Consider the following 22,158-nt stretch of genomic DNA (forward strand, 5'->3'; position numbering starts at 1 on the left):
ATGAAAATAGGTATATATGGTGGTTCATTTGATCCAATTCACATTGGTCATATAAAACTTGCAAAATATGCAATTAAAGAACTCAATTTAGATAAACTACTATTTGTTCCGACTTTTACATCACCATTTAAGTCTAAAACAAAATTAGTTAAACCATATCAAAAAGCAGAAATGATTCAGCTGGTTTTAGAAGAGAAAATGCAATTATGTGACTTTGAAATTAAGCGAAATAATGTCTCATATACCATCGATACAGTAAAATATCTAAGGCAAAAATATCCTAATGATCAACTTTTTTTATTAATTGGTAGTGATAATTTACCAAAATTAAATAAATGAAAAGACATTGATATTATCTCTCAACTCACACAAATAACAGTATTTCGTCGTGATAAAAACATTAATAAAATTAACCTAAAAAAATATAATGGAATTTTGTTAAATAACCCCTTTTATGATTTTGCATCAAGTGATTTTAAAAACGGAATGCTCTCGCATGTAGATAAAAAAGTTTTAAACTACATTCAAAAAGATGGTTTATATTTAGAACAAATTATTCATAATAGTCTTTCTGCTTTGCGTGCCAAGCATTCTGTAGCAACAGCTGATTTTGCTGTCAAACTTGCTAAAGCTCATAATTATCCTGCTAAGGATGCTTATATTGCAGGATTAACACATGATATTGCAAAAGAATGGGATGTTAAAAGATCGCTGCAAGCAATTAAAGAGTTTGAACCAGATATTAAAGAAGAAAATCCGGCATTTTTACACCAAATCTGTTCATATATATGATTAAAGCATGGATATATGCTGCAAAATCAAGCCATTTTACAAGCTGTTCGTTATCATACCCAATTACATCCGAATATGAGCAAGTTAGATAAAATTATTTTTGTCGCCGATAAAATTTGTCAAGGACGACGTTTTACTGGAATTCAAAAAATACGAGATCTTGCGTTAACTAATTTAGATGCTGGCTTTAAAGAAGTTGTAAAACAAACCTATGATTTTAATATTTCAAAAGGTGTAAAATTCTCTAATGAATCACTAAATTTATACAACTTATATATGAAAGATTAAAATGGAAAAAATTAGATTACAAAAACTACTTTCACAAGCTGGAATCGCATCAAGACGTGAAGCAGAAACATTAATTGAAAAAGGTTATGTAACAGTAAATGGTATGGTAGCTAAATTAGGTGATAAAGCAGATTTTGGCGATAATGTGTTTGTGAAAAATAAACCTATATTTCAGCAACAAAAAGTTTATTATGTTTTAAACAAACCAACAAAAACTATTACAACTTTAAAAGATAATTTCAATAGACCTTCTGTGATAGATTTAATGAATGTTCCTTATAAAGTGTTCCCAGTAGGGCGTCTTGATTATGATACTACTGGAGCACTAATAATGACAAATGATGGTGATTTAGCAAATAAATTAATGCATCCAAAATATCAAATCCCAAGAGTGTATCGAGCTAGAATAAATGAAAAACTTAGTATAAAAGAGTTAAAAAAACTTAATTCAATAGTTAAAGTTAATGGAGTAAAAAGTGTGCAGGATGTTATCCCTTGCGGAAGCGATTCACCGAAAAGTTATTTTGTTGTTTTAACACAAGGAACATATCATCATGTTAAAGAATTATTTAAATTGGTAGATAAGTTAGTTATCAATCTAAAAAGACTTGAATATGCAGGAATCACAGTAGAAAAAATGCCAATTGGAACCTATCGACCACTTAGCTTAAAAGAAGTTAAGGATTTGAAAAATTTAGTAAGATTACAAGAAGAAAAATTGCAAAAAAGAGAAAATAATTCGTAATTTTCTCTTTTTTGCTTGTTCATAGGGACAAAAAAATGCTTAATTTTACCTGTTTATAATAACTTTAAACAAAAAATTGTGTATAATTTAATAAATTTATAATTTATTAAATTGGAGAGGATATGGCAGAAGATCAAGAGAAAAAAACAAAAATTAAAGAATATGACTATGAAGAAGATAACCACATCGTCTTTAAGAAAAAAGAACCAATAATAGAAGAAGACGAAGAAGAAATTCCGCAAAATAATGCAGAATATCAAGTTTCATCACAAATCATTAGTGAATCAAAAGACGGTTTGCATCCAATTCTAGTCGATGATGAAATGAAAACATCCTTTTTAGAATATGCAATGAGTGTTATTGTTTCTAGAGCGCTCCCTGATGTTCGTGATGGACTAAAACCAGTACACCGTAGAATTTTATATGATATGTCTGAATTAGGTATTACTCCTGGTTCACAACACCGCAAATCAGCCCGTATCGTAGGAGATGTACTTGGAAAATATCACCCTCATGGTGATTCATCGGTTTATGAAGCAATGGTTCGTATGGCACAGGATTTTTCAATGCGTTATCCGTTAGTTGATGGACACGGAAACTTTGGATCAATCGATGGTGACCAAGCTGCTGCGATGCGTTATACCGAAGCTCGTATGTCTAAGTTATCTGCTGAAATGCTAGAAGGAATAAAAAAAGAAACAGTTGATTTTGTGGATAACTATGATGCAAGCGAAAAAGAGCCTGCTGTACTTCCTTCTCGCTTTCCAAACCTACTTGTATCTGGTTCATCTGGTATTGCTGTTGGTATGGCAACCGAAATCCCTCCACATAATTTAGGTGAAACTATTGATGCTACAGTTGCTTTAGCCAAAAATCCTAATATTAGCACCAAAGAGTTAATGCAACATATAAAAGGCCCTGATTTTCCTACGGGAGCAATAATTTTAGGTACTCGTGGGATTATTGATACTTATGAAACAGGACGTGGCAGCATTATAGTTCGCTCTAAAACTAATATTATAGAAAAAGCGAATGGTAAATCACAAATTATAGTTTCGCAAATACCATATGCGATTAAAAAAACCACTTTAATTCAAAAAATTGTTGAACAACATAAAAATAAAGAAATTGAAGGAATTGCTGATTTACGCGATGAATCAAATCGCGATGGAATTCGCATTGTGATTGATATTAAGCGTGGCTTCAACCCACATATTATTTTAAATAAGTTATATCAAAAAACTTATTTACAGACTGCATACAGTGCTAATTTAGTTGCTTTAGTCAATGGTGAACCGAAACTACTTACATTAAAAACTGCTCTTAACGAATATTTAAAACATCAAAAAGATGTTGTTACCCGTAGATTAAAATTTGATTTAACCCGTGCCGAAGAACGTGCACATATCTTAGAAGGTTTAAAAATTGCTATTTTTAATATTGATGAAGTTATTGCAATCATTAAATCATCCAAAACTGATTTAATTGCACAAGAAAAGCTTAGTATGCGTTTTGAGTTAAGCGAAAAACAAACTAAAGCAATTTTAGATATGAATTTGCGTCGTTTAACAGGATTAAGTATCGAAAAGATGCAAGAAGAATTAAAAAATTTATTAACTGAAATTGCTCATTATAAAAATATATTAGCACACGAAGATAAATTAATTGATTTAATTATTAGTGAACTACAGGAAATTAAAGCAAAATTTAATGATGCTCGTCGCACACAAATTGATATTTCTGGTGCTGGTAAAATAACTGAAGAAGATTTAATCCCTGAAAATGATATTGTAATCACAACGTCAGTAAATGGTTATGTGAAACGTATTAACTTAGATGAATATAACACACAAAAACGTGGTGGAGTTGGTTCGGTTGCTATGAAAACATATAAAGACGATGATATCGCGATGATTATTCAAACAAAAACCCATACTGATTTATTGTTATTTTCAAATTTCGGTAGAGCATATAAACTTCGTGGACACCAAATTCCTGAAGGAACCAAACAAAGTAAAGGTGTTCCTTTCATTAATGTTTTAGAAACCTTAGATGTTAATAATGGAGAGAAGATTATTTCTATTATTAGTGTTGATGATTATGAGCAAAATCAATATTTAACTACTGTAACAAAGTTTGGTATCTTTAAGAAAACTGATATAGCTTCTTTTAAAGTTGTTCGTCGCAATGGACTTATTGCCTTCAAACTAGCTGATGCAGATGAATTAGTATGTGCATTCTTATCATCTGATGAAGATCATATTTTAGTTGCAAATAACTATCGTAATATTGCAATCTTTAAAAATGATGATATTCGAGCATTAGGTCGTAATAGCATCGGTGTAAGAGCAATAAAACTTGAAGAAAATCAATATGTTGTATCTGCTTCATCGAATCGTGATGGCAATTTAGTGCTTTCTCTTGGTTCAAAAGGTTATGGAAAACTTACTGATGAAGGTGAATATAATTTAACTAAACGTAATGTTAAAGGTCTTGTAGGAATTGATAATATAAAAGCTGGAAATCTTATTTATGCAGGATTTGTAAGTTTACAAGATGAATTATTGATAATTACTTCACAAGGGATAACTATTAGAACACAAATTACACAAATACCTAAATCATCACGTCAAACTAAAGGTTCTCGTATTATTAATTTAAAAGACAATGATGAAATAGTTGCAGTTGATGTAATTAAATTAAGATAGGAAGCAATGAATAAAAAAGATAATAAGAAGTCTTTACTTTATGAATCATTTACAGAAGCATCGAAATTCTTTAAAAAAGGTAACTTAATTATACTTGCCGTTGGTTTTTTGGCTGGGACAGTATTTAATGCAGTAGTTTCTTCATTAGCAAACGATGTTATTATGTCTGCAATTGCACATAATATCCTTGGTGATAAATTTAAAGACATAGAAAGTTTAGTGTGAAAAGGTATTAAATACGGGAAATTTCTAGGTGCAATTATTAATTTTGTAATCATTTCATTCACCTTATTTATTATGTTAATGTCATATTTTATAATAAAAGCTGGTATCAAAAGGTATAGATTAAAGAAAAATCCACCTGTTGCAATCGAACCTGAAGTAGTTAAACCTACCACAGATGAATTAATTTTAGAGCAACTGAAATTAATTAATCAAAACTTAAACAAAGAACCACAAAATCAACAATCAGATGTCGACTATCAATCAGAATAAAAATGTTTTTACCTATATCATAGGTAAAAACTTATTTTTATAACAATTCAATACCTTTATCTTTCATTTCTTCGATGTGTTCTTTTGGTCAATAACTTGACTGAACTTCACCGATATGTGCTTTTTCAAGTAAGAACATACTTAAACGACTTTGACCGATTCCACCACCAATAGTTAATGGTAATTGATCGTTAAGAATTTTATAATGAAACGGTGACAGGTTTAACAAGTCTTCTTTATCCTTTTTCGATTGTCTTAACATCGATTCAGCATCCACGCGTATTCCCATCGATGATAACTCGATTGCTTTATCTAAAACATAAGAATACACCAACAAATCACCATTTAATTTTCAATCATCATAGTCAAATGCACGTTTTGAATGAACTATACCTGATTTAAGATTTTCACCTATGCTATAAACGAAAACAGCTCCCTTTTCCTTTACAATTACATCTTCACGTTGTTCAGGTGATAAATTTGGATATAAATCTTCTAAATCTTGAGCACTAATAAAAAATAAGTTTTCAGCAAGTTTATCAGTAAGTTTTGGAAATTCTTCTTGCAATGCATACTTAGTAGCTTTAACAGCATCATAAATTTTACTTACAATCTTTTTTAGAAAACCTAAATTACGATCATCACGCGAAATAATTCTTTCTCAGTCTCATTGATCTACATAATATGAATGTGTCGAATCAAGTTCTTCTTCACGACGGATTGCATTCATATCAGTATAAATACCTTCACCATCTAAATATTGATATTGTTTTAATGCATGACGCTTTCATTTTGCTAACGAATGCACAACTTCTAAGCGAACATTAGAATCTTTTGGATTAAATCAGACTGCCTTTTCACCTGATAAACCATCATTTAGTCCTGTTTTTGCATCTAAAAATAACGGTGCAGTTGCTCTAGTCAAGTTTAATGCTACCTTAATATTTGCTTGAAAAATTTGTTTAAGATCTTGAATAGCTATTTGTGTTTCTTTAATGTCTAATTTTGATTTATACATAGCAATTTAATTTTAAACTAATTTATTTTTGTTGATAATTTTTTCTTTATTTATGAACAATTTTACATCCATCGTTTTTTTAAAAAAAACTAAAAATATACATAGTATGGCAATAATAAGTTCTATTTATACATTCGTTTTATTAAATTATCCACAAGTTTATACACAAGAAAAATAATTTTGTTCTTTAACACCTATAAAAATCAAAAAATCGTTATAATTATAAAATAATATATGAACAAAAATTTAGCAAATTTATTGAGACCACAGAAATTAGATGATATTGTCGGTCAAAATCATATTAAAAAATTGCTTAAGGAGGTAATTGAAAACAAAATTACTTCTAGTTTTTTGTTTTTCGGTGAAAGTGGAACAGGTAAAACAACAACTGCTTTTATTTTAACAAATGAGTTAAATTTAAAAGCGGGGTATTTTAATGCATCGATTGATAATAAAGCAGATTTAATAAAAATTTTAGATGATTGCGATGTTATAATAATCGATGAAATCCATCGTTTGAATCGTGATAAGCAAGATATATTACTATCTTATTTAGAGTTTGATAAAATAATTGTTTATGCTACAACAACAGAAAATCCTTATTTTAAAGTTGTTCCTGCTGTTCGTAGCAGAATGCAGATTTTGCAGTTTAATAAAATAGATGTTCAAGATATCGCTTTAACGCTAGAGAAAATTATAAAAGAAAATTATCCTTATTTAAAAATAAGCAAGGAAAATTTAGTCAATTTAGCAGCTTTTTCAAGTGGTGATTTAAGAGCAAGTATAAATAACTTACAATTACTTGCACTATTAAAAAAAGATGGAAAAGAAGTTAGTAAAAATGACTTAAAAACTATAATACCAAATATCAATTTTTATAGCGATAATAAACAAAGTGCTCACTATAATAACCTTTCAGCATTTCACAAATCACTTCGTGGTAGTGATATTGATGCTGCATTATATTATGGTTTTTTAATTTTACAAAGTGGTGATAATGATGGTTTGTTTCGAAGGATGCTTGCTGTTGCATACGAAGATATTGGATTAGCAAATCCAATGGTAGGTGCAAAAACTGAAGCAGCCATAAGAGTTTTTGAAAGACTAGGTATCCCCGAGGGGGAACTTGCTATTACATCAGCAATAATCGAACTTGCTTCGTCTCCTAAAAGTAATTCCGTTGTTTTAGCACGTGATAAAGTTAAGCAAACCATTTTAAATGGTAACATTTACCAAATACCATCTTATTTAAAAGACTCACATTATAAATCTGCAGTAAAATTAGGTGATGGAATTGGTTATCAATACCCACATGACTATTTTAAACATTGAAATAATCAACAATATTTACCAAAACAACTACAAAACACTAAATTTTACATTCCAAGCAGCAACAAAAATGAACAAAACATTTTAGAATATTGAAACAATTTAAAAGCAGAATGAAAAAAACACTATAAAAAGGAGTAATAATGTTAAAACTTGAAGATATAAATACACTCGAAGATCTTAAACAAGCAAAAGCTAAAATTTATTCATCAGATGGACAAATATATCAACTACAACAAAGTCTAAAAACTGCACCAGTTGAACAAAAAAAACAAATCGGTAAACAAATTAATGAATTAAAGAAAACATATGAAGAGTTTTTTAAAAATGCTGAAGAAAGATTGGAAAAAATAGAAATAGATCGTAAAATAAACTCAGAATTTATTGATATTAGCAAACCTGTATACAAACCTGGTAGTTTGCATCCGATAACATTAATCGAAGAACGCATTAAGACTTGGTTTATTCAGCATGGTTATTATCAGCAAGAAAGTGGTGAAATAGTTTCTGATTTATATAATTTTGAGAAACTTAATATCCCCATCGATCATCCGGCTCGAGCAATGCATGATTCACTTTATTTAAATGCTACAACATTATTAAGAACTCATAATACTGGAATTACTGCAAAAGTTCTACACGAAAATAAAAATATCGAAATTTCAACATTTGCATTAGGTAAGGTGTATCGAAATGATGAAGATGATGCTACTCATTCACATCAGTTTACTCAACTCGACTTTGTTTGTGTTGGTAACGTTAGTTTTCCAAATCTCATATGAACTTTAAAATCCTTTCTATCCTATGTTTTGGAAGAAGAAATTGATATAAGGTTGCGTCCTAGTTATTTTCCATTTACCGAGCCTAGTGTGGAGGTAGATATGTTTTATAAAAATCATTGAATAGAAGTTTTAGGTGCTGGAATGCTGCATCCGAAAGTGCTACAAATGGCAGGATTTGATGCTAAATTTAATGCTTTTGCTGCTGGTGTAGGAATCGAAAGACTTGCGATGATTAAATATGGATTTAATGATATTAGGGATTTATATCGTAATGATTTAAGAATTTTGGAGCAATTTAGCAATGAAAGATAGTTTTTTACAAATCTTACAAAAAGAAGGTAAAGAAAGTTATTTTGATAATATTTTTCATTCTTTAAAAGAAGCAGAATTAAATAACCAAACCATATACCCACACCAAATCGACATATTTAAGCCTTTTGAATTTTTTCAAGTTAATGAAACTAAAGTTGTTATTCTAGGTCAAGATCCTTATTATAATGATGATAGCGCAGACGGATTGGCTTTTTCTAGTTGAAAAGACGAAACACCAAAGAGTTTAGCAAACATTTTTAAAGTCCTTAAACAAGATTATCCAGATATTGTCATAAAAACTAATTCACTAGTTAATTGAGCTAAGCAAGGTGTATTATTGATGAATACAGTTTTAACAGTTATAAAAGGTAAACCTAATTCACATAAATATATCGGATGACAAAAATTTACATCAGTAATCCTAGATAAAATCATCGAGGCAAATAGTGATATAATTTTTGTTATACTAGGCAAACAAGCAAAAGAAACTGTATATAATTTATCTAACTTCGATAAAATTAAACAACAAAATATCATCAAATCCTCACATCCTTCACCGTTGTCATTTAATAAAGGATTTAATAATTCACAAATATTTATAAAAATTAATCATCTTTTAAAAACACAAAATAAAACAGAAATTGATTGAAATTTACCACATGAGGAGGTTTTTAATGCTCGTTTCACTAAAACATCTAAATAGTTATTTACCAGATATCAAACTTACTGCAGAAGAAACTACAAATGCATTAAATGAAATAGGTTTTGAAGTTGAGGATGTGAGAAAATTTGCTAATATAGAAGGTATTTTATTTGCAAAAGTTATTAATGTCTTCAAAAATCCAAATTCTGATCGTTTAGATGTTGTTGAATTAAAAACTAAAAAAGGACAAATTACAATCCAAACAACTAATCGAATCTTAAAGGTAGGTGATTTAGTTGTTTGTTTTCCTGTTGGTGCAAAAAGAGGTGAAATTATCTTTGGTGAAAAAACACTTAAAGGTTATCCATCACAAGGGATGTTAGCATCTTGATCAGAATTAGGTTATAAATGAGACTTACTGTCAAAAAAAGATGAGTTGTTAGTCTTACCAAATGATTTTGCAAGCATAAACGATGATCCAATGCAACTTTTAAGTATCGATGATTATCTAATCGAAATAGCAATCAATGCAAACCGCAATGATGCAAATTCATATTTTATTCTTGCTAAAGAACTTGCTGCATATTTTAACACTAAATTTGTTTTTGAATCAAAAGAACAAGAACCAAATTTTATAAGTGATTTTAAAGCAGCCAATGGAATAGCAAAAAATCTTAGTTTTACTGAAATAAAAGGAAAATTAAAAACAAGTATTTACGAAAAAACTTTATTAGCAAAACACGATATTTCTTCTTTATTTGATTGAAGTGTTAACCTGACAAATTTAACATTAATAAATATCGGTGTTCCAGTACACGTTTATAATGCTGCAAAACTACAAAAAAATATTACTGCAAAATTGTATTCTGGTGAGATTGAGATATTAGGTGGTAAAAAAGTTGCTGTTGATAATGTTTTAGCTATTTCAGATGACAGCAATATTATTTCACTTGCTTCTGTTATCGGTCTAGAAACCACAAAAACTGATTTAGATACAGAAAACTATTTATTTGAAGTAGGTGTTTTTGATCCTAAATACATTCGTCACAGCACAAAAGAAATAAGGATAAGCACAACTGCATCAAGTCAAGGTTCAAGGGTTATAACTGCTTATCTTGCTTCAGTTGCGATGGAATTTATTCGTTTTTATTGCAAAAATTTACAGATTTCACAAATAATTAACCCTATTATTTATCATAAGCAACCAAGCATTATATATAATGCAGAACTTTTAAAGAAATATGCAGGTATAAATGAAATAAATGTTTTTGATAATGCTTTAAAAAAACTAACTTTGCTTGGATTTAGATTTGAAAATAATAAAATAACTCCCCCTGAATATCGTTATGATATAGAAGTTTTTGAAGATATAATCGAAGAAATTTTTAGATTTTATTCATATGCAAAATTCAAACCACAACCAATTAAAACTGTTCCTGCTCATATACAAAAAATTAATAATTCTAAATCATATTTTCAGCACCAAGGATATAATGAAGTACGAACCTTTACTCTTGTTTCAAAAGAAAAAAATAAATTAAATCCTTTTTCATTTGAAAAACAAATCAATTTAATGACTTTTGTTTCAAAAGAACGCGAATGTATTCGTAATTCGATTATTACATCACTTTCAGAAGTTGTAGCATACAATCAAAAGCGTAAAATGAGCAATATTAACATTTTTGAATATGGAATGATTTCAGAAAATATAATGGTTTGAGGACTTGCGAGCACAACAAAGACTTTTGAACAACTAAAACAAGATGTTATTAATTTCTTAGGTTTTGATGTTAAATTTACTGCACTAAAGGATAATGATTATATTCATCCAAATGTTTCTGCTTATATAAAATACAATAATACGATTATCGGATGAATTGGAAAAATCCATCCCAAATATGATCAAACAAATGCTTTTTATGCAGAATTTATGGATATAAAAGCAAATAATAAGATTAAATATATCCCAGTAGATTTAAGCCCATTAAAAACTCTTGATTTAACTTTTACACTTAAAAATACCGATTATATAGGTAATATTGTTTCAAATTTAAGATGTCTTGGTCAAATTTATGACATCCAACAAATTGATAATTATCAACAAACAAATACTCGCAATGTTACATTAAGAATTAGTGCAAATGATGAAGTTATACAAAGATTAAATGAAAAATTTAATAAGTAGGTAAAAAATGTATTCAAAAATTAAACTACATGATAAAGTTGTTTCCGATGCGATCAATAACGAACTACAAAGACAAGAGGACCACATCGAATTAATTGCAAGCGAAAACTATGTTTCTGAAGATGTCTTAAAGGCACAAGGAAGTGTGTTAACAAACAAATACGGAGAAGGATATCCTAACAAACGCTATTATGGTGGATGTGAAAATGTAGATGTGATCGAACAAGCTGCTATTGATCGTTTAAAACTATTATATGGTGTTAAATATGCAAATGTGCAACCATATTCTGGTTCAGTTGCTAATGCTGCTGCTATTGCTGCATGTGTACCTTCAGGTGGGAAAATTATGGGATTATCCTTAAATAGCGGTGGGCACTTAACTCACGGATATAAAATTTCTTTTAGTGGGATTTTTTATCAATCAGTTTCATATGATTTATCCAAAGATGAATTATTAGATTATGATGCAATCGAAGAATTAGCTATTAAAGAAAAACCGGATTTGATTATTTGTGGATATTCATCATATTCAAGATTAATAGACTTTAAACGTTTTCGGCAAATTGCTGATAAAGTCGGTGCCAAGTTGCTTGCAGATATTGCGCATTTAGCAGGATTGATAGCTGGTGGAGTATTTCCATCTCCGGTTAATTATGCACATATTATTACATCTACAACTCATAAAACTTTACGAGGTGGTCGTGGGGGAATAATTATGACTAATGATGCTGAATTGGCTAAAAAAATTGATCGTTGAGTGTTTCCTGGTTATCAAGGTGGTCCATTGTTTCATGCTATTGCTGGTAAAGCAGTTGCTTTCTACGAAGCATTACAACCACAATTTAAGCAATATGCTAAAGATATCATTAATAACTCGAAGCGTTTTTGCGATGCATTCAAGCGTCGTGGAGCAGTAATTATTAGTGGAGGAACTGATAATCATTTATTTATGATTAATGTATTAAAAACCTATCAAATAAACGGTTTAGAAGCCGAAAAAGTATTACATAAAATTAATATTACAGCAAATAAGAATACTATTCCATTTGATACTCTATCACCTTTTTTAGCAAGTGGAATCCGCCTTGGTACTGCTGCTATGACTAGTCGTGGTTTTAAACAATGAGCATTATTAGCAGACATTATTGATACAGCTTTAAAAAATATACACCTTATTAATTCAGATACCAAAGCAGGACAAAGACTACTTAGTTCATTAAAAAACAAGGTTGTCAAAATTACTAGTGAGCATCCGATTAAAAAATCGTATTTATAAAATCACATCTATTTTTGGATGTGATTTTCTGTAAGATAATCATATATATTATCAGCAAATACTTTTAACTTATGATTGATACCAGGTTCATTGATTGAATGTGCCGCACCATTAATAAAAGTTAATTTAACATTATTTAGTTCTTTAGCTAATAAATATGCACCTATTGGTCTGGTATCTACATCTTGACGACCATGCACAATATATGTTCTAATATCTTTTATTTTATGTGCATTTTCAAGAATATAATTATCCGAAGGTAAAAGTGATTTATTTAAAAAGAAATGTAATTGATTGTAAAATAAATCTTTGTGTTCTTCTTGAAGAACAGGTACTTGGCGAATTTGTTTTCGGCTTAAATACCTTTCTTGTGGTTCAATTGTAACAATTGATTCTTCTCACTCGCAAAAGTTTTGAATCAATTTAATCTCTTTTTCTTTTGCGTTCTTAGATTTTAAGATTTTAGTTCAAGCATTATAGTATTTTTCCAAAACTTTTGCACCATCATATTTAGCAACTGCATTATAAAATTTCTTATATGCTTCTGGATAAAAGGTTGCCGCTCCATTAGGTTCATATAGAAAATCAATGTCCTCTTGACGTGCTAAGAAAATTCCACGCAGCAACATAGAAGCAACATTTTCTGGGTATCTAATAGCATAAAGTAATGCTAATGTAGTCCCCCAACTTCCTGCAAATAAGGTTACTTTATTTAACTTAAAATGTTTTCTAATTCGCTCAATATCTTCAATTTGATCATCTATCGTGTTTGAATCAGGAATTCATTTTGGTTTGCTAGAACCACATCCCCTTTGATCAAAAGAAATTAAATAAAACTTACTTTTATCAAAAATTTTTAAATATGGATTTGGATTAAAAGCACCTGGTCCTCCATGTAAAATAATTACAGGATATCCACTAAAGCGGTTTCCACTAACACGATAATACAATTTATATCCATCTCCAACATCAAGATAATCACTCAAAGTTAAGATATTTTTATCATTTCATTGATTCATTATTTGTTTTCATTAGGTCTAGAAAAGACATAATAACCATTTTCTGTAACTAGAACATCATCCTCGATTCTAGCACCACCTAAACCTTCGATATATATTCCGGGTTCAACTGTTATTATCATACCAGGTTCTAAAACATAATTAGAAAATTTTGAAACGTTAGGAAACTCATGAACATCAATACCTAACCCATGTCCAGTAGAATGCACAAAGTATTGTCCATAACCTTTTGCTTCAATATAATCACGGCATACTTTATCAATTTGTGATGCTTTGATACCAGGACGAACCGCTTTTCTCCCTGCTGCTGCTGCTTCTTTAACGATTTCTAAGATTTCAAGTTGCTTTGGATTTGCTAGTTTTTCATCACCTAAAATAAAGGTACGTGTAATATCTGCTGTATATCCTTTGTATTGAGCTCCAAAATCTATTTTTAGTAAATTGTTATAAACAAGTTTTTTATCAGTTGGATGATGATGAGGTTCCGCAGAAGCTTCAGCAGTTGCGACAATTTCCTCAAATCCTTCTTTTTCTGCACCTTTTAACTTTAATAAATAATTCAGTTTAAAAGCAACTTCTTTTTCACTCATACCAGGTTTGATTCACTCTTTAAGTTCATTGAGTGCCTGCATAGAAATATCTACAGCTTTTTGTATTAACTCAATTTCTCCATCATCTTTTAATATTCTAAGATGTTGCGCTGAAACTCACTCAATATGATCCGGATTTACTCAAGATAAAATTTGATCTTGAACTTGTTTTACTAAATATTCTTTTTCAAGTGCTATTTTCTTAAAGTTCTTTGCTGCAAATCAATTTTTAACTGCATCGCCTTTAATTAAAACAATTTCTACATTCTTTGCATTTTTTTGTGCATACTCAATATATCTTCCATCAACAAATAAGGTTGCTTTATCTTTTTCAATAGCGATGAATCCATCAGTTGTTTGAACTCCGGCATATCAAAGTCTTGTTTGTGGTGCTTCAGAAATTAAAACTTCTACACCAGTTTTAGCGAACATTTCATCTAATTTTTTACGATTCATAAAACTCCTAAATTAAAAAACGCAGTTATTGCTGCATTATTTCTTTTCTTTATGTGCTGTATGCGCATTACATTTATGACAGTGTTTTGCTAACTCTACTTTTTCAGGATGAGTTTTTTTATTTTTCTTTGAAATATAATTTTCCATTTTGCACTTTGTACATGCTAATGTATAACCTTCTCTTGGCATATAACTCCTTTATTTATTTAGTATTACAATTTTACCAAAATATTTTTTTTGCTTACTTAAATTTACAAATATTTTACTAAATATCTATTTCAAACATAATTTGTGAATAAATTTGTTAATAATTTGAAATTATGAGATGTTTTAAAAATCAATAAGAAAAAAATGGTAGAATTAAAATACAAAATATTTTAGAGGTTTTATGACGCGCAGTGAGTTTAAAATTGTAGAATCATTTACTAATATATTAGGACTAAAAAATAATACTTATGGTACCATTCCTCTTTATAAAAAAACATCTGATACTAAATATGAAGCAACAAAACCAGATGGGTATTATTTCTATGATGGTGTAATTTTTATCTTAGATGCTAAAGCAGAAGGGGTAAAATTTGAAAAGCAAATTTATGACTATATGAAGTTTGAAAAACATAAGAATACCATCGGTTTTCAATATAACGGTATAAACTTAAATGTTTTTATTAAGAATGATAAAGGTGAAATAAAATTATTAGATAATGAATCTGAAGTAAAAAACCATAAATACTACAAAGACACCTACTTTAAAGATATCAAAGAAAATAATGAAGTTTTAATCAGTAATTATGCAATGCAGCTTGCAAATTCTTTTCGTAATGCTAAAATAAACAAGCAAATGACTGTTCCATTTATTGGTGCTGTGATGCTTTGTTATAAATTTCAAGGAGATGATAAGTTAAATCGTGAATCAACAAGCTTGCTGCTTTCTAGTATTTTGGATGCTCTAAAAGATACTCCACTTACTGAAGATATATCAAAACAAGAAAAGAAAAATAATATCTATAAATACCTTGATGATAAGACATTGAAAATGGCTAAAATTTCTGACTTAATTGAAATAGTTGATTCGATTCGTAATATTTATAACCTTATTAATATCAGTCACAAAGACTATAAAGGCCACGATATAATGAATGCTTTTTTAAAAGTTTTTCGTAAATGAAATTCAGCTAATTCAAATGAAAAAGGAGAAGTTTTTACACCCGATCACATCGCTCAAATAATGTACGAATTAATTGATGTTGATCCATTTAACGATGTTATAATGGACCCAACATGTGGGAGTGGTACCTTTTTAGTAAATGCAATGTTTAATATGTTTTCTAGCATAAATGATTTTTATTTAAAGCAAACAAATATAAATGCAAAAGAAAAAGAATATCAAATTGATAAAGCTTGCATCGAAGTAAAGGAAAAAAGAATCATTGGAATCGAATATGACGAATTTAATTCGACATTAGCAGGAATTAATATGCTATTACACGGTGATGGAAGTTCGCGAATTTATCAAGATGACTGCTTTAAAAGACTTGAAAGATTAAAATATGAGTATTCTAAGGTTTTAATGAATCCACCCTTTAGTCAAAGTGATAATGAATTAAAGTTTTTATATACAACTTTAAAATATTTAAAACCAGATGGGTTAATTGCATGTATTATACCTAAAACAAACCTAAACGGTAGAGATGCAAAAAATGTTGCATATCTCAAAAAAATATTTGAAATGTCTAAAATTACACAAATTATTTCACTTCCTAGGGATTTATTTCAACCTAATGCAGGTGTCAATACATCAGTGATAGTTTTAAAAAAATATGATTCACGAACACTCAAGAAAATAGATGCACTAAGACAAAATGCAGATGCATTATTAGCACACTGACATAATCAAGATATTTTGTTAGTAGATTTTACTAATGATGGATTTATCTATACTAATGAAAAACGATTGAAAACTAAATTATATGAAGAAAAAGTAGCAAGACTTAAAGAAGTTCTTAAGGGTAAATACACAGAATTTCAAGCTGTAATGCAAAATTTAAAATATGATGAAGAACTTGCATTTGAAAAATTTACAACAAATCGCCCTTTTGAAGTAAATAAAAACACTTTTATAAAATATATAAGAGAAAATTTATCTGCCAAAATTTTATGCGGCATCAGTAATAAATTAATTTTCTCACCTGTAGATATGCAAAAATATCAAAATATTAAATTTAAATATTTTAAAATATCTGATGTAATTGAATTTATTTCAAAAGGAATGCAAAAGAAATCAATTGATCGTAAATTAGAAAATAAATATGAGAACGGAATCCCAATAATAGTAGCAAAAAAAGACAATAACGGTATTGGTGGTTTACTTATAAAAGAAAAAGTATCTCAGACATTCAGTGATAAAATTTGCATCATTAACGGAGGAGATGGTGGTGGTGGGAAAACCTATTATTGTGATTTCGAATTTGGTGCCACTTCTTTTGTGAATATTTGTGATATTGTTCCTAAATACAAATCTGAATTTGATAATAAACCATTAGCTAAGTTTTACCTTGCTACCGTTATCAGTGAAAGACTCTTTAAATCAATCGGCCATGGTCGAACCTTACGAAGTGAAATTCCGAATGTAGAAATTAAACTACCCGTTAATTCTTATAATCAATTGGATATCGATTATATGAATGATTACATTTCATCTTTAAAAATCTTTAAGTAAAAAAAGCAAGTAGTAGTGCTTCCGCCTACTTGCTTTGTTTACTTACTAAGATAAGCGACTATTTCAAAATGTGGGGTGTTTGGAAACATATCATAACCTTTGATGTAATTAATTTTAAAACCTTGTTGTTGTAAGTTTTGTAAATCACGTATAAAACTTCTTGGTTCACATGACATATAAATAAATGAATTTATATTATTCAATCATTTGGTCAATTTTGCATCTAAACCAGCTCTGGGTGGGTCTAAAACGACAATAGTATCATTAATATCTAAATTATACAAATCTATAACTTGATAAACATCGCCATTTATATATTTAGCCGATCTAAATCCATTTACATATGCATTATCTTTTGCTGCAGCAATTGCTTCTCTTGAAATATCTACACCTAAGATTTTATGTCTTTTATAAGCAACTAATTGTGAGATAATTCCAACACCACAATATAAATCGATGAAATTTCGTTTAAAGTTTTCTGATACTTTTTTATGCATATCATTAAAAATTTTGGTAGCCATCTCAATATTTATTTGAAAAAACGAATTTATATGCACATCAAAGGATTTTTTATTTATCAAAATTGAAAAAGGTTTTTTCTCAAAAATTAATTTTAATTTTTGATTTTGATAAAAATACAATTGAATAATATTTTCAATAGATTTTAAAGTATTGATTATTTCACTATAAACATTTTGTTCATTAGAAAGATTGAATAACACTTGCGCTTCGTTTATATGATTTATTCTTAAAGTTATTTCTCGAAATGCTTCTAAAACTTTATAACGACGACTTTTTTGTGAATATTGATTTAATGCATTAATTATTTTATCTAATGTTTCATTTAAAGAAACATTATTTTGGATTTTTATATCATTAGTTACTATAATATTATTCGAATTACTGTCATATTCTCCATAATACAAAATATTATCAATCAACTTTAACGGAACCTTAATTTTGTTACGGTAATGAGTTTGTTGGATTGCTGGTTCAAATGTATCAATTACTGATTCGTTAATATTTAAATTACGAATCAGATGTGATTTAAGATAATTCTCTTTAAAAGCAACTTGTTGGTTATATGCTAAATTAATCAGAGGAGCACTGTTGATGCAAGAATATGATTTATCACGATGTTCAGATTTAGTGATTAATTCAACCACTTTTGCAAAAGCAAATTTAGTAGTTTCTTTATAAATTTGAACTTTCGCCTTTTCACCGACAAAAAGATCATGCACAAAAATAGGTTTAGCATGCTCGCGACATACACCTAATCCTTGATAACTTAACTCTGTACAAGTAACTGTGATGATTTTATTGAGCATAAGCAAGATATAAAATATCTACCTTTCCATATCTTTTGCTTTTATAAACTATAAAGTCATCTGGAATAACTACTTCAGAAACTTTATTTGTTTCAATAATTATTTCTCCATCAATATTTAATGTTTTTGCTTGTGAAATTAATTGCAAAGTATCATTAAGTAATTTGTAATCTAAATATGGAGCATCAAGATAGATGAAGTCAAATTTCATTGTATTACCTTGCAAAAAATTCAAAGCATCCGATGCTACAGCATTAATTGTATCTATTTTTAGACTCTGCAAATTTTCTTGTAGCACTCTAAAGACCTTTATATTTTTTTCCACTGCATATACTTTCAAAGCACCCCTACTTAATGCTTCTATCGCAATCGCACCCGAACCAGAAAAAAGATCTAAAAAACTTTTATTTTCTATTTTAAACTGCAATGAAGCAAAAACGGCCTCACGAACTTTATCTGTTGTAGGCCTTGTATCTTTTAAATCAGGCTGACTAATCTTTCTACTACGATATAAACCACTTATTATCCGTAACATTACCCCTCCAAAAATAACTACATTATAGTTATTTTATCATAATTTAAAACTTGAAAAATGTTGAATATTAATTTTTAGGTATCACTTCTCCGTATAAATTTATGCTTTCACGAAATGAAGCACTATTTTGATTTGTTTTAGTAAAATTTGTTGGCTGTAATACATTCGCATTATATATAATAGCAATTTGCTCAGTTGCTCCACCTTGAAAAAAAGCATATTTTGTGTCCTGTCACAATGTTTGTTCACGGGGTTGTAAAATTAATTTATAATTACCTCCATTTTTATTTAACTCATCTAAGATGTAGTTAACCGAATTTCCTTGTTTATCGTTTATTTCAGTTAAACCTATAACATCAAAACCAACTTTTTTAATCAAGGTGGCAATAGCATCTATTTTAAAGTCAGCAGTACTTTTGTAATCAGTAGTTTTTTTACCATAATTTTCGATATTTCAGTGTGCTATTCTTATAGTATTTGCTGGTTTTGGATAATTTGAATCAGTTGATTTTGCTGTATTTACTGTAATATTTTTTACTTTTACATCTGTAAAAACAGGTGCATGATCAGAAATTCTATATCTTATATTTCAATTAAAATTTTTGTCTTTATCATAACCTGCGTATTGATTAGTATTTTTTATATATTCTTTAAATGCTTTATAAGTGTCAACTTTAAATTTTAAATTAGCATCATCAGATGTTGTAATAGTATCATAATATGAATCTTCGCCGTTTAAATAATACATTTTATCATACGGATTTGCATAACCACTTTTTGTGTTTAAAGATGTGTATCAATCCGGGTTTTTTGGTGAATCTGAAACAAGTACTCGATGAACATCAGATGAGAAATATTTATCTACTTTAAAGTTGGATGAATCAATATTTGTATCTCCTCCAAAAATTACAAGTGATTCATTGTTGCTATCTAAGTTTTTATAATAATTCAATAACTGCGGGATAGCAACAAATTCAGAAAATTCTTGAGCTCCGTTCTTTTTAACTACCAAATTGTTAAAACGACTTTTATATAATTCTGATGTTGTTTTAACAAACGATTCGCTATATTTGCTAGAGTTTTTAAGTTTCGCTCCAGGTGAATCAAGGTGATCAAAAACAGTTATTATCGGTGGCATTTGGGTGTTATTTTTTATTTCAAACTTTACTCCAAACGGTGGTCTTACAAAAACAGTTTGATTTTTATCTAATTTAGTGCTACTAGTATTTAAGTTTCTTTGTGAGTTATCAGAATAATCATCTTTTGAATCTGTTGTTAATGTAAATGTTTGACTTTCTTCTTGATTTGTTCTTTTGTTAAAGTAAGTTACTGTAAAGGTTTTTTTATCTTTATCTAATGATGTTGCAAAATATTTTGAATCATTTTGATCACCAGCAATGTTTGTTTGATCAAAACCTTTATTAAAATTCAATATTTGGTTGCTTGATTCGTTTGATTGTCCAAAAAAACCTAAGAAATTACCTTTATACAAATAAAGTTTATGTTTATATTTTGAACCTTGTGATTTATCATATTTTTCTGCTATTTTGTTAAATTCTTTGACATTTAAAACAAACACTCCACTTGTTTGTTCTGGATTCTTATTATCTTTTTGCTTATTAGGAGTTTGTTGTTTTGAATTATCGACTGGATTATTTTCATCATCACTATCAAGGTTAATAACTTGAGTCTCTATTTTATCTGGATTATTTTTATTTTTATATGTTATGGTAATTTTTTCGGTATCTGTATCTCAATTCATCTTAAAATGAGTTGGTTTTGATGCATCTGAACCAATTATATATTTAGCATAATCATCTTTATTAAAAGTAATATAATCTCCTAAGTCTTCGTTGTGCTTATCAAAGCTAAAACTACCATCTGAATATACTAAATCCGGAAGTTGTTTATTATCAGAAGTTAAATCATCTAACATATTCATAAATTCATCAGCATTATCAGAATAAACTTTAAAAGGCTCGCTGATAGTTTGTAATTGCTCTGATTTATTAATTTGCTCTTGTTTCAACGAATCAGGTGTATCAACTTGTTGACCATTTTCAATATTAAAACTTGATCAATAAATATCATTTGAAATAATTGGTTCTTGTTTAGGTATATATTGTGCAATTTTATAAGAAAATGCAATAACATTACCTTTTATCACATAATATATTTGTCCATTGATAAATGTTTTAGTTCCATTATTTGTTGTTGGTTCATTTGCATTTGCAGGCTGATATTCTGAATCGGTTTTTAAACTAAAAACATCAAAAATTGAATCACTGCCTAGTTCTTTCACTTTCAAATATTTTGTTTCAACTGGTTGTTTAACTAATTTTCTTGTTTCGTAGTTATAAAAAAGTTTTTCATTCTTTGAAATTAATTCTTTAAGATTATCAACTGAGACGAGTTTAAAAAGATTGTTTGCATTATCTTTTGCCCATTTATCAATAGGTTTTGTATCTTCTTGTTTTTGTTGATTATTATTCTCTCCAAATTGATCTGTTTTTTCAGGTGACTTCTCCTTTTTTTTATCTTCTGATAGTTTACCATCTTCTGGATTGTTAGTAGGTTTAGTTGGATTAGATTGCTGTGGTGTATTTTTAATCGGATTAGTTTCACTTGGATTTGTTGAAGTAGGGGGTTTTGATTGCTCTTTTGGATTTATAACAGGTGATGTACTACCTTTATTAGGATTTTTATCTTTATTAGGTGTGGATTTATCAAATCCATCACTTTTTTGAGTGCTATTTTCACCATTGCAAGCGACAGCAACTACAACCGATGTAGAAGCTAAAATAACAGCAGAAAATCATCATTTTTTATACTTTGACATTACAACTCCTTTATCATAATAATTATAAATTTTTATAACTAAAACTTTAACAAATCACATCACTTTTTGCAAAAATTGTATTTTTGATAACATAGTTTT

General features: G+C 28.8%; 17 protein-coding genes. 10 read left to right on the forward strand and 7 right to left on the reverse strand.

Annotated elements, in window-relative coordinates; translation table 4 throughout:
* The 4 genes from ACXYRP_RS00850 (at nt 1) to ACXYRP_RS00865 (ending at nt 5,028) form a co-directional block, all read left to right on the forward strand.
* On the forward strand, nt 1-1,080 hold the full coding sequence (locus tag ACXYRP_RS00850) for a nicotinate-nucleotide adenylyltransferase (protein ID WP_458614354.1): 1,080 nt from the start codon (nt 1-3) through the stop codon (nt 1,078-1,080).
* A gap of 1 nt (nt 1,081) precedes the next feature.
* Complete coding sequence (locus tag ACXYRP_RS00855; protein WP_458614353.1) at nt 1,082-1,825, forward strand: pseudouridine synthase; 744 nt, start codon at nt 1,082-1,084, stop codon at nt 1,823-1,825.
* Nucleotides 1,826-1,947: 122 nt separating this feature from the next.
* Nucleotides 1,948-4,533 carry a DNA gyrase subunit A gene (gyrA, locus tag ACXYRP_RS00860; RefSeq protein ID WP_458614352.1) on the forward strand — a complete coding sequence of 862 codons (2,586 nt, stop codon included), beginning with the start codon at nt 1,948-1,950 and terminating at the stop codon, nt 4,531-4,533.
* Between the two features lie 6 nt (nt 4,534-4,539).
* Nucleotides 4,540-5,028, forward strand: coding sequence for a large conductance mechanosensitive channel protein MscL (locus tag ACXYRP_RS00865; protein ID WP_458615018.1), 489 nt, complete (start codon nt 4,540-4,542; stop codon nt 5,026-5,028).
* Nucleotides 5,029-5,065: 37 nt separating this feature from the next.
* Here ACXYRP_RS00865 and asnA read toward each other — a convergent pair whose 3' ends face one another.
* Nucleotides 5,066-6,046: an aspartate--ammonia ligase gene (asnA, locus tag ACXYRP_RS00870; RefSeq protein ID WP_458615019.1), complete on the reverse strand. Its 981-nt coding sequence runs from the start codon at nt 6,044-6,046 to the stop codon at nt 5,066-5,068.
* 234 nt (nt 6,047-6,280) lie between these two features.
* On the opposite strand from asnA, the gene ACXYRP_RS00875 reads away from it, so the two are divergent.
* The 5 genes from ACXYRP_RS00875 to glyA are packed head-to-tail and all read left to right on the forward strand — an operon-like array spanning nt 6,281 to nt 12,573.
* Nucleotides 6,281-7,516 (forward strand): replication-associated recombination protein A, encoded by a 1,236-nt coding sequence (locus ACXYRP_RS00875; RefSeq protein WP_458615020.1) that lies wholly within the window; start codon nt 6,281-6,283, stop codon nt 7,514-7,516.
* A 2-nt stretch (nt 7,517-7,518) separates the two neighbouring features.
* Nucleotides 7,519-8,469: a phenylalanine--tRNA ligase subunit alpha gene (pheS, locus tag ACXYRP_RS00880; RefSeq protein WP_458615021.1), complete on the forward strand. Its 951-nt coding sequence runs from the start codon at nt 7,519-7,521 to the stop codon at nt 8,467-8,469.
* Nucleotides 8,459-9,172: a uracil-DNA glycosylase gene (locus ACXYRP_RS00885; RefSeq protein ID WP_458615022.1), complete on the forward strand. Its 714-nt coding sequence runs from the start codon at nt 8,459-8,461 to the stop codon at nt 9,170-9,172. Before pheS ends, ACXYRP_RS00885 begins: the two co-directional genes overlap by 11 nt.
* Nucleotides 9,144-11,297, forward strand: coding sequence for a phenylalanine--tRNA ligase subunit beta (locus ACXYRP_RS00890; RefSeq protein ID WP_458615023.1), 2,154 nt, complete (start codon nt 9,144-9,146; stop codon nt 11,295-11,297). Before ACXYRP_RS00885 ends, ACXYRP_RS00890 begins: the two co-directional genes overlap by 29 nt.
* 7 nt (nt 11,298-11,304) lie before the next feature.
* A complete protein-coding gene (glyA, locus tag ACXYRP_RS00895; protein ID WP_458597419.1) occupies nt 11,305-12,573 on the forward strand; it encodes a serine hydroxymethyltransferase in 1,269 nt (422 codons plus the stop codon).
* Nucleotides 12,574-12,581: 8 nt separating this feature from the next.
* Here the strand turns inward: glyA and ACXYRP_RS00900 are convergent, their stop codons facing one another.
* Genes ACXYRP_RS00900 through rpmG form a run of 3 tightly spaced genes read right to left on the reverse strand, consistent with a single transcriptional unit; the run spans nt 12,582 to nt 14,827 of the window.
* A complete protein-coding gene (locus ACXYRP_RS00900; RefSeq protein ID WP_458615024.1) occupies nt 12,582-13,592 on the reverse strand; it encodes an alpha/beta fold hydrolase in 1,011 nt (336 codons plus the stop codon).
* Nucleotides 13,592-14,638: a M24 family metallopeptidase gene (locus ACXYRP_RS00905; RefSeq protein ID WP_458615025.1), complete on the reverse strand. Its 1,047-nt coding sequence runs from the start codon at nt 14,636-14,638 to the stop codon at nt 13,592-13,594. The genes ACXYRP_RS00900 and ACXYRP_RS00905 overlap by 1 nt, the downstream gene beginning before the upstream one ends.
* 36 nt (nt 14,639-14,674) lie before the next feature.
* Nucleotides 14,675-14,827 carry a 50S ribosomal protein L33 gene (gene rpmG, locus ACXYRP_RS00910; protein WP_458607229.1) on the reverse strand — a complete coding sequence of 51 codons (153 nt, stop codon included), beginning with the start codon at nt 14,825-14,827 and terminating at the stop codon, nt 14,675-14,677.
* Between the two features lie 199 nt (nt 14,828-15,026).
* Here rpmG and ACXYRP_RS00915 point away from each other — a divergent pair, with 199 nt between their 5' ends.
* On the forward strand, nt 15,027-17,357 hold the full coding sequence (locus ACXYRP_RS00915) for an HsdM family class I SAM-dependent methyltransferase (protein WP_458615026.1): 2,331 nt from the start codon (nt 15,027-15,029) through the stop codon (nt 17,355-17,357).
* A 38-nt stretch (nt 17,358-17,395) separates the two neighbouring features.
* On the opposite strand, the gene rlmD is transcribed toward ACXYRP_RS00915, so the two are convergent.
* The 3 genes from rlmD to ACXYRP_RS00930 all read right to left on the reverse strand — a co-directional run bounded on the left by rlmD (nt 17,396) and on the right by ACXYRP_RS00930 (nt 22,059).
* Nucleotides 17,396-18,685, reverse strand: coding sequence for a 23S rRNA (uracil(1939)-C(5))-methyltransferase RlmD (gene rlmD / locus ACXYRP_RS00920; protein WP_458597426.1), 1,290 nt, complete (start codon nt 18,683-18,685; stop codon nt 17,396-17,398).
* Nucleotides 18,675-19,220, reverse strand: coding sequence for a 16S rRNA (guanine(966)-N(2))-methyltransferase RsmD (rsmD, locus tag ACXYRP_RS00925; protein ID WP_458597428.1), 546 nt, complete (start codon nt 19,218-19,220; stop codon nt 18,675-18,677). The genes rlmD and rsmD overlap by 11 nt, the downstream gene beginning before the upstream one ends.
* Nucleotides 19,221-19,287: 67 nt before the next feature.
* Entirely contained in the window at nt 19,288-22,059 is a 2,772-nt protein-coding gene (locus ACXYRP_RS00930) for an exonuclease/endonuclease/phosphatase family protein (protein ID WP_458597430.1), read from the reverse strand.
* Between the last annotated feature and the right edge of the window lie 99 nt (nt 22,060-22,158).

The sequence above is a fragment of the Mycoplasma sp. 5912 genome (assembly GCF_054353835.1).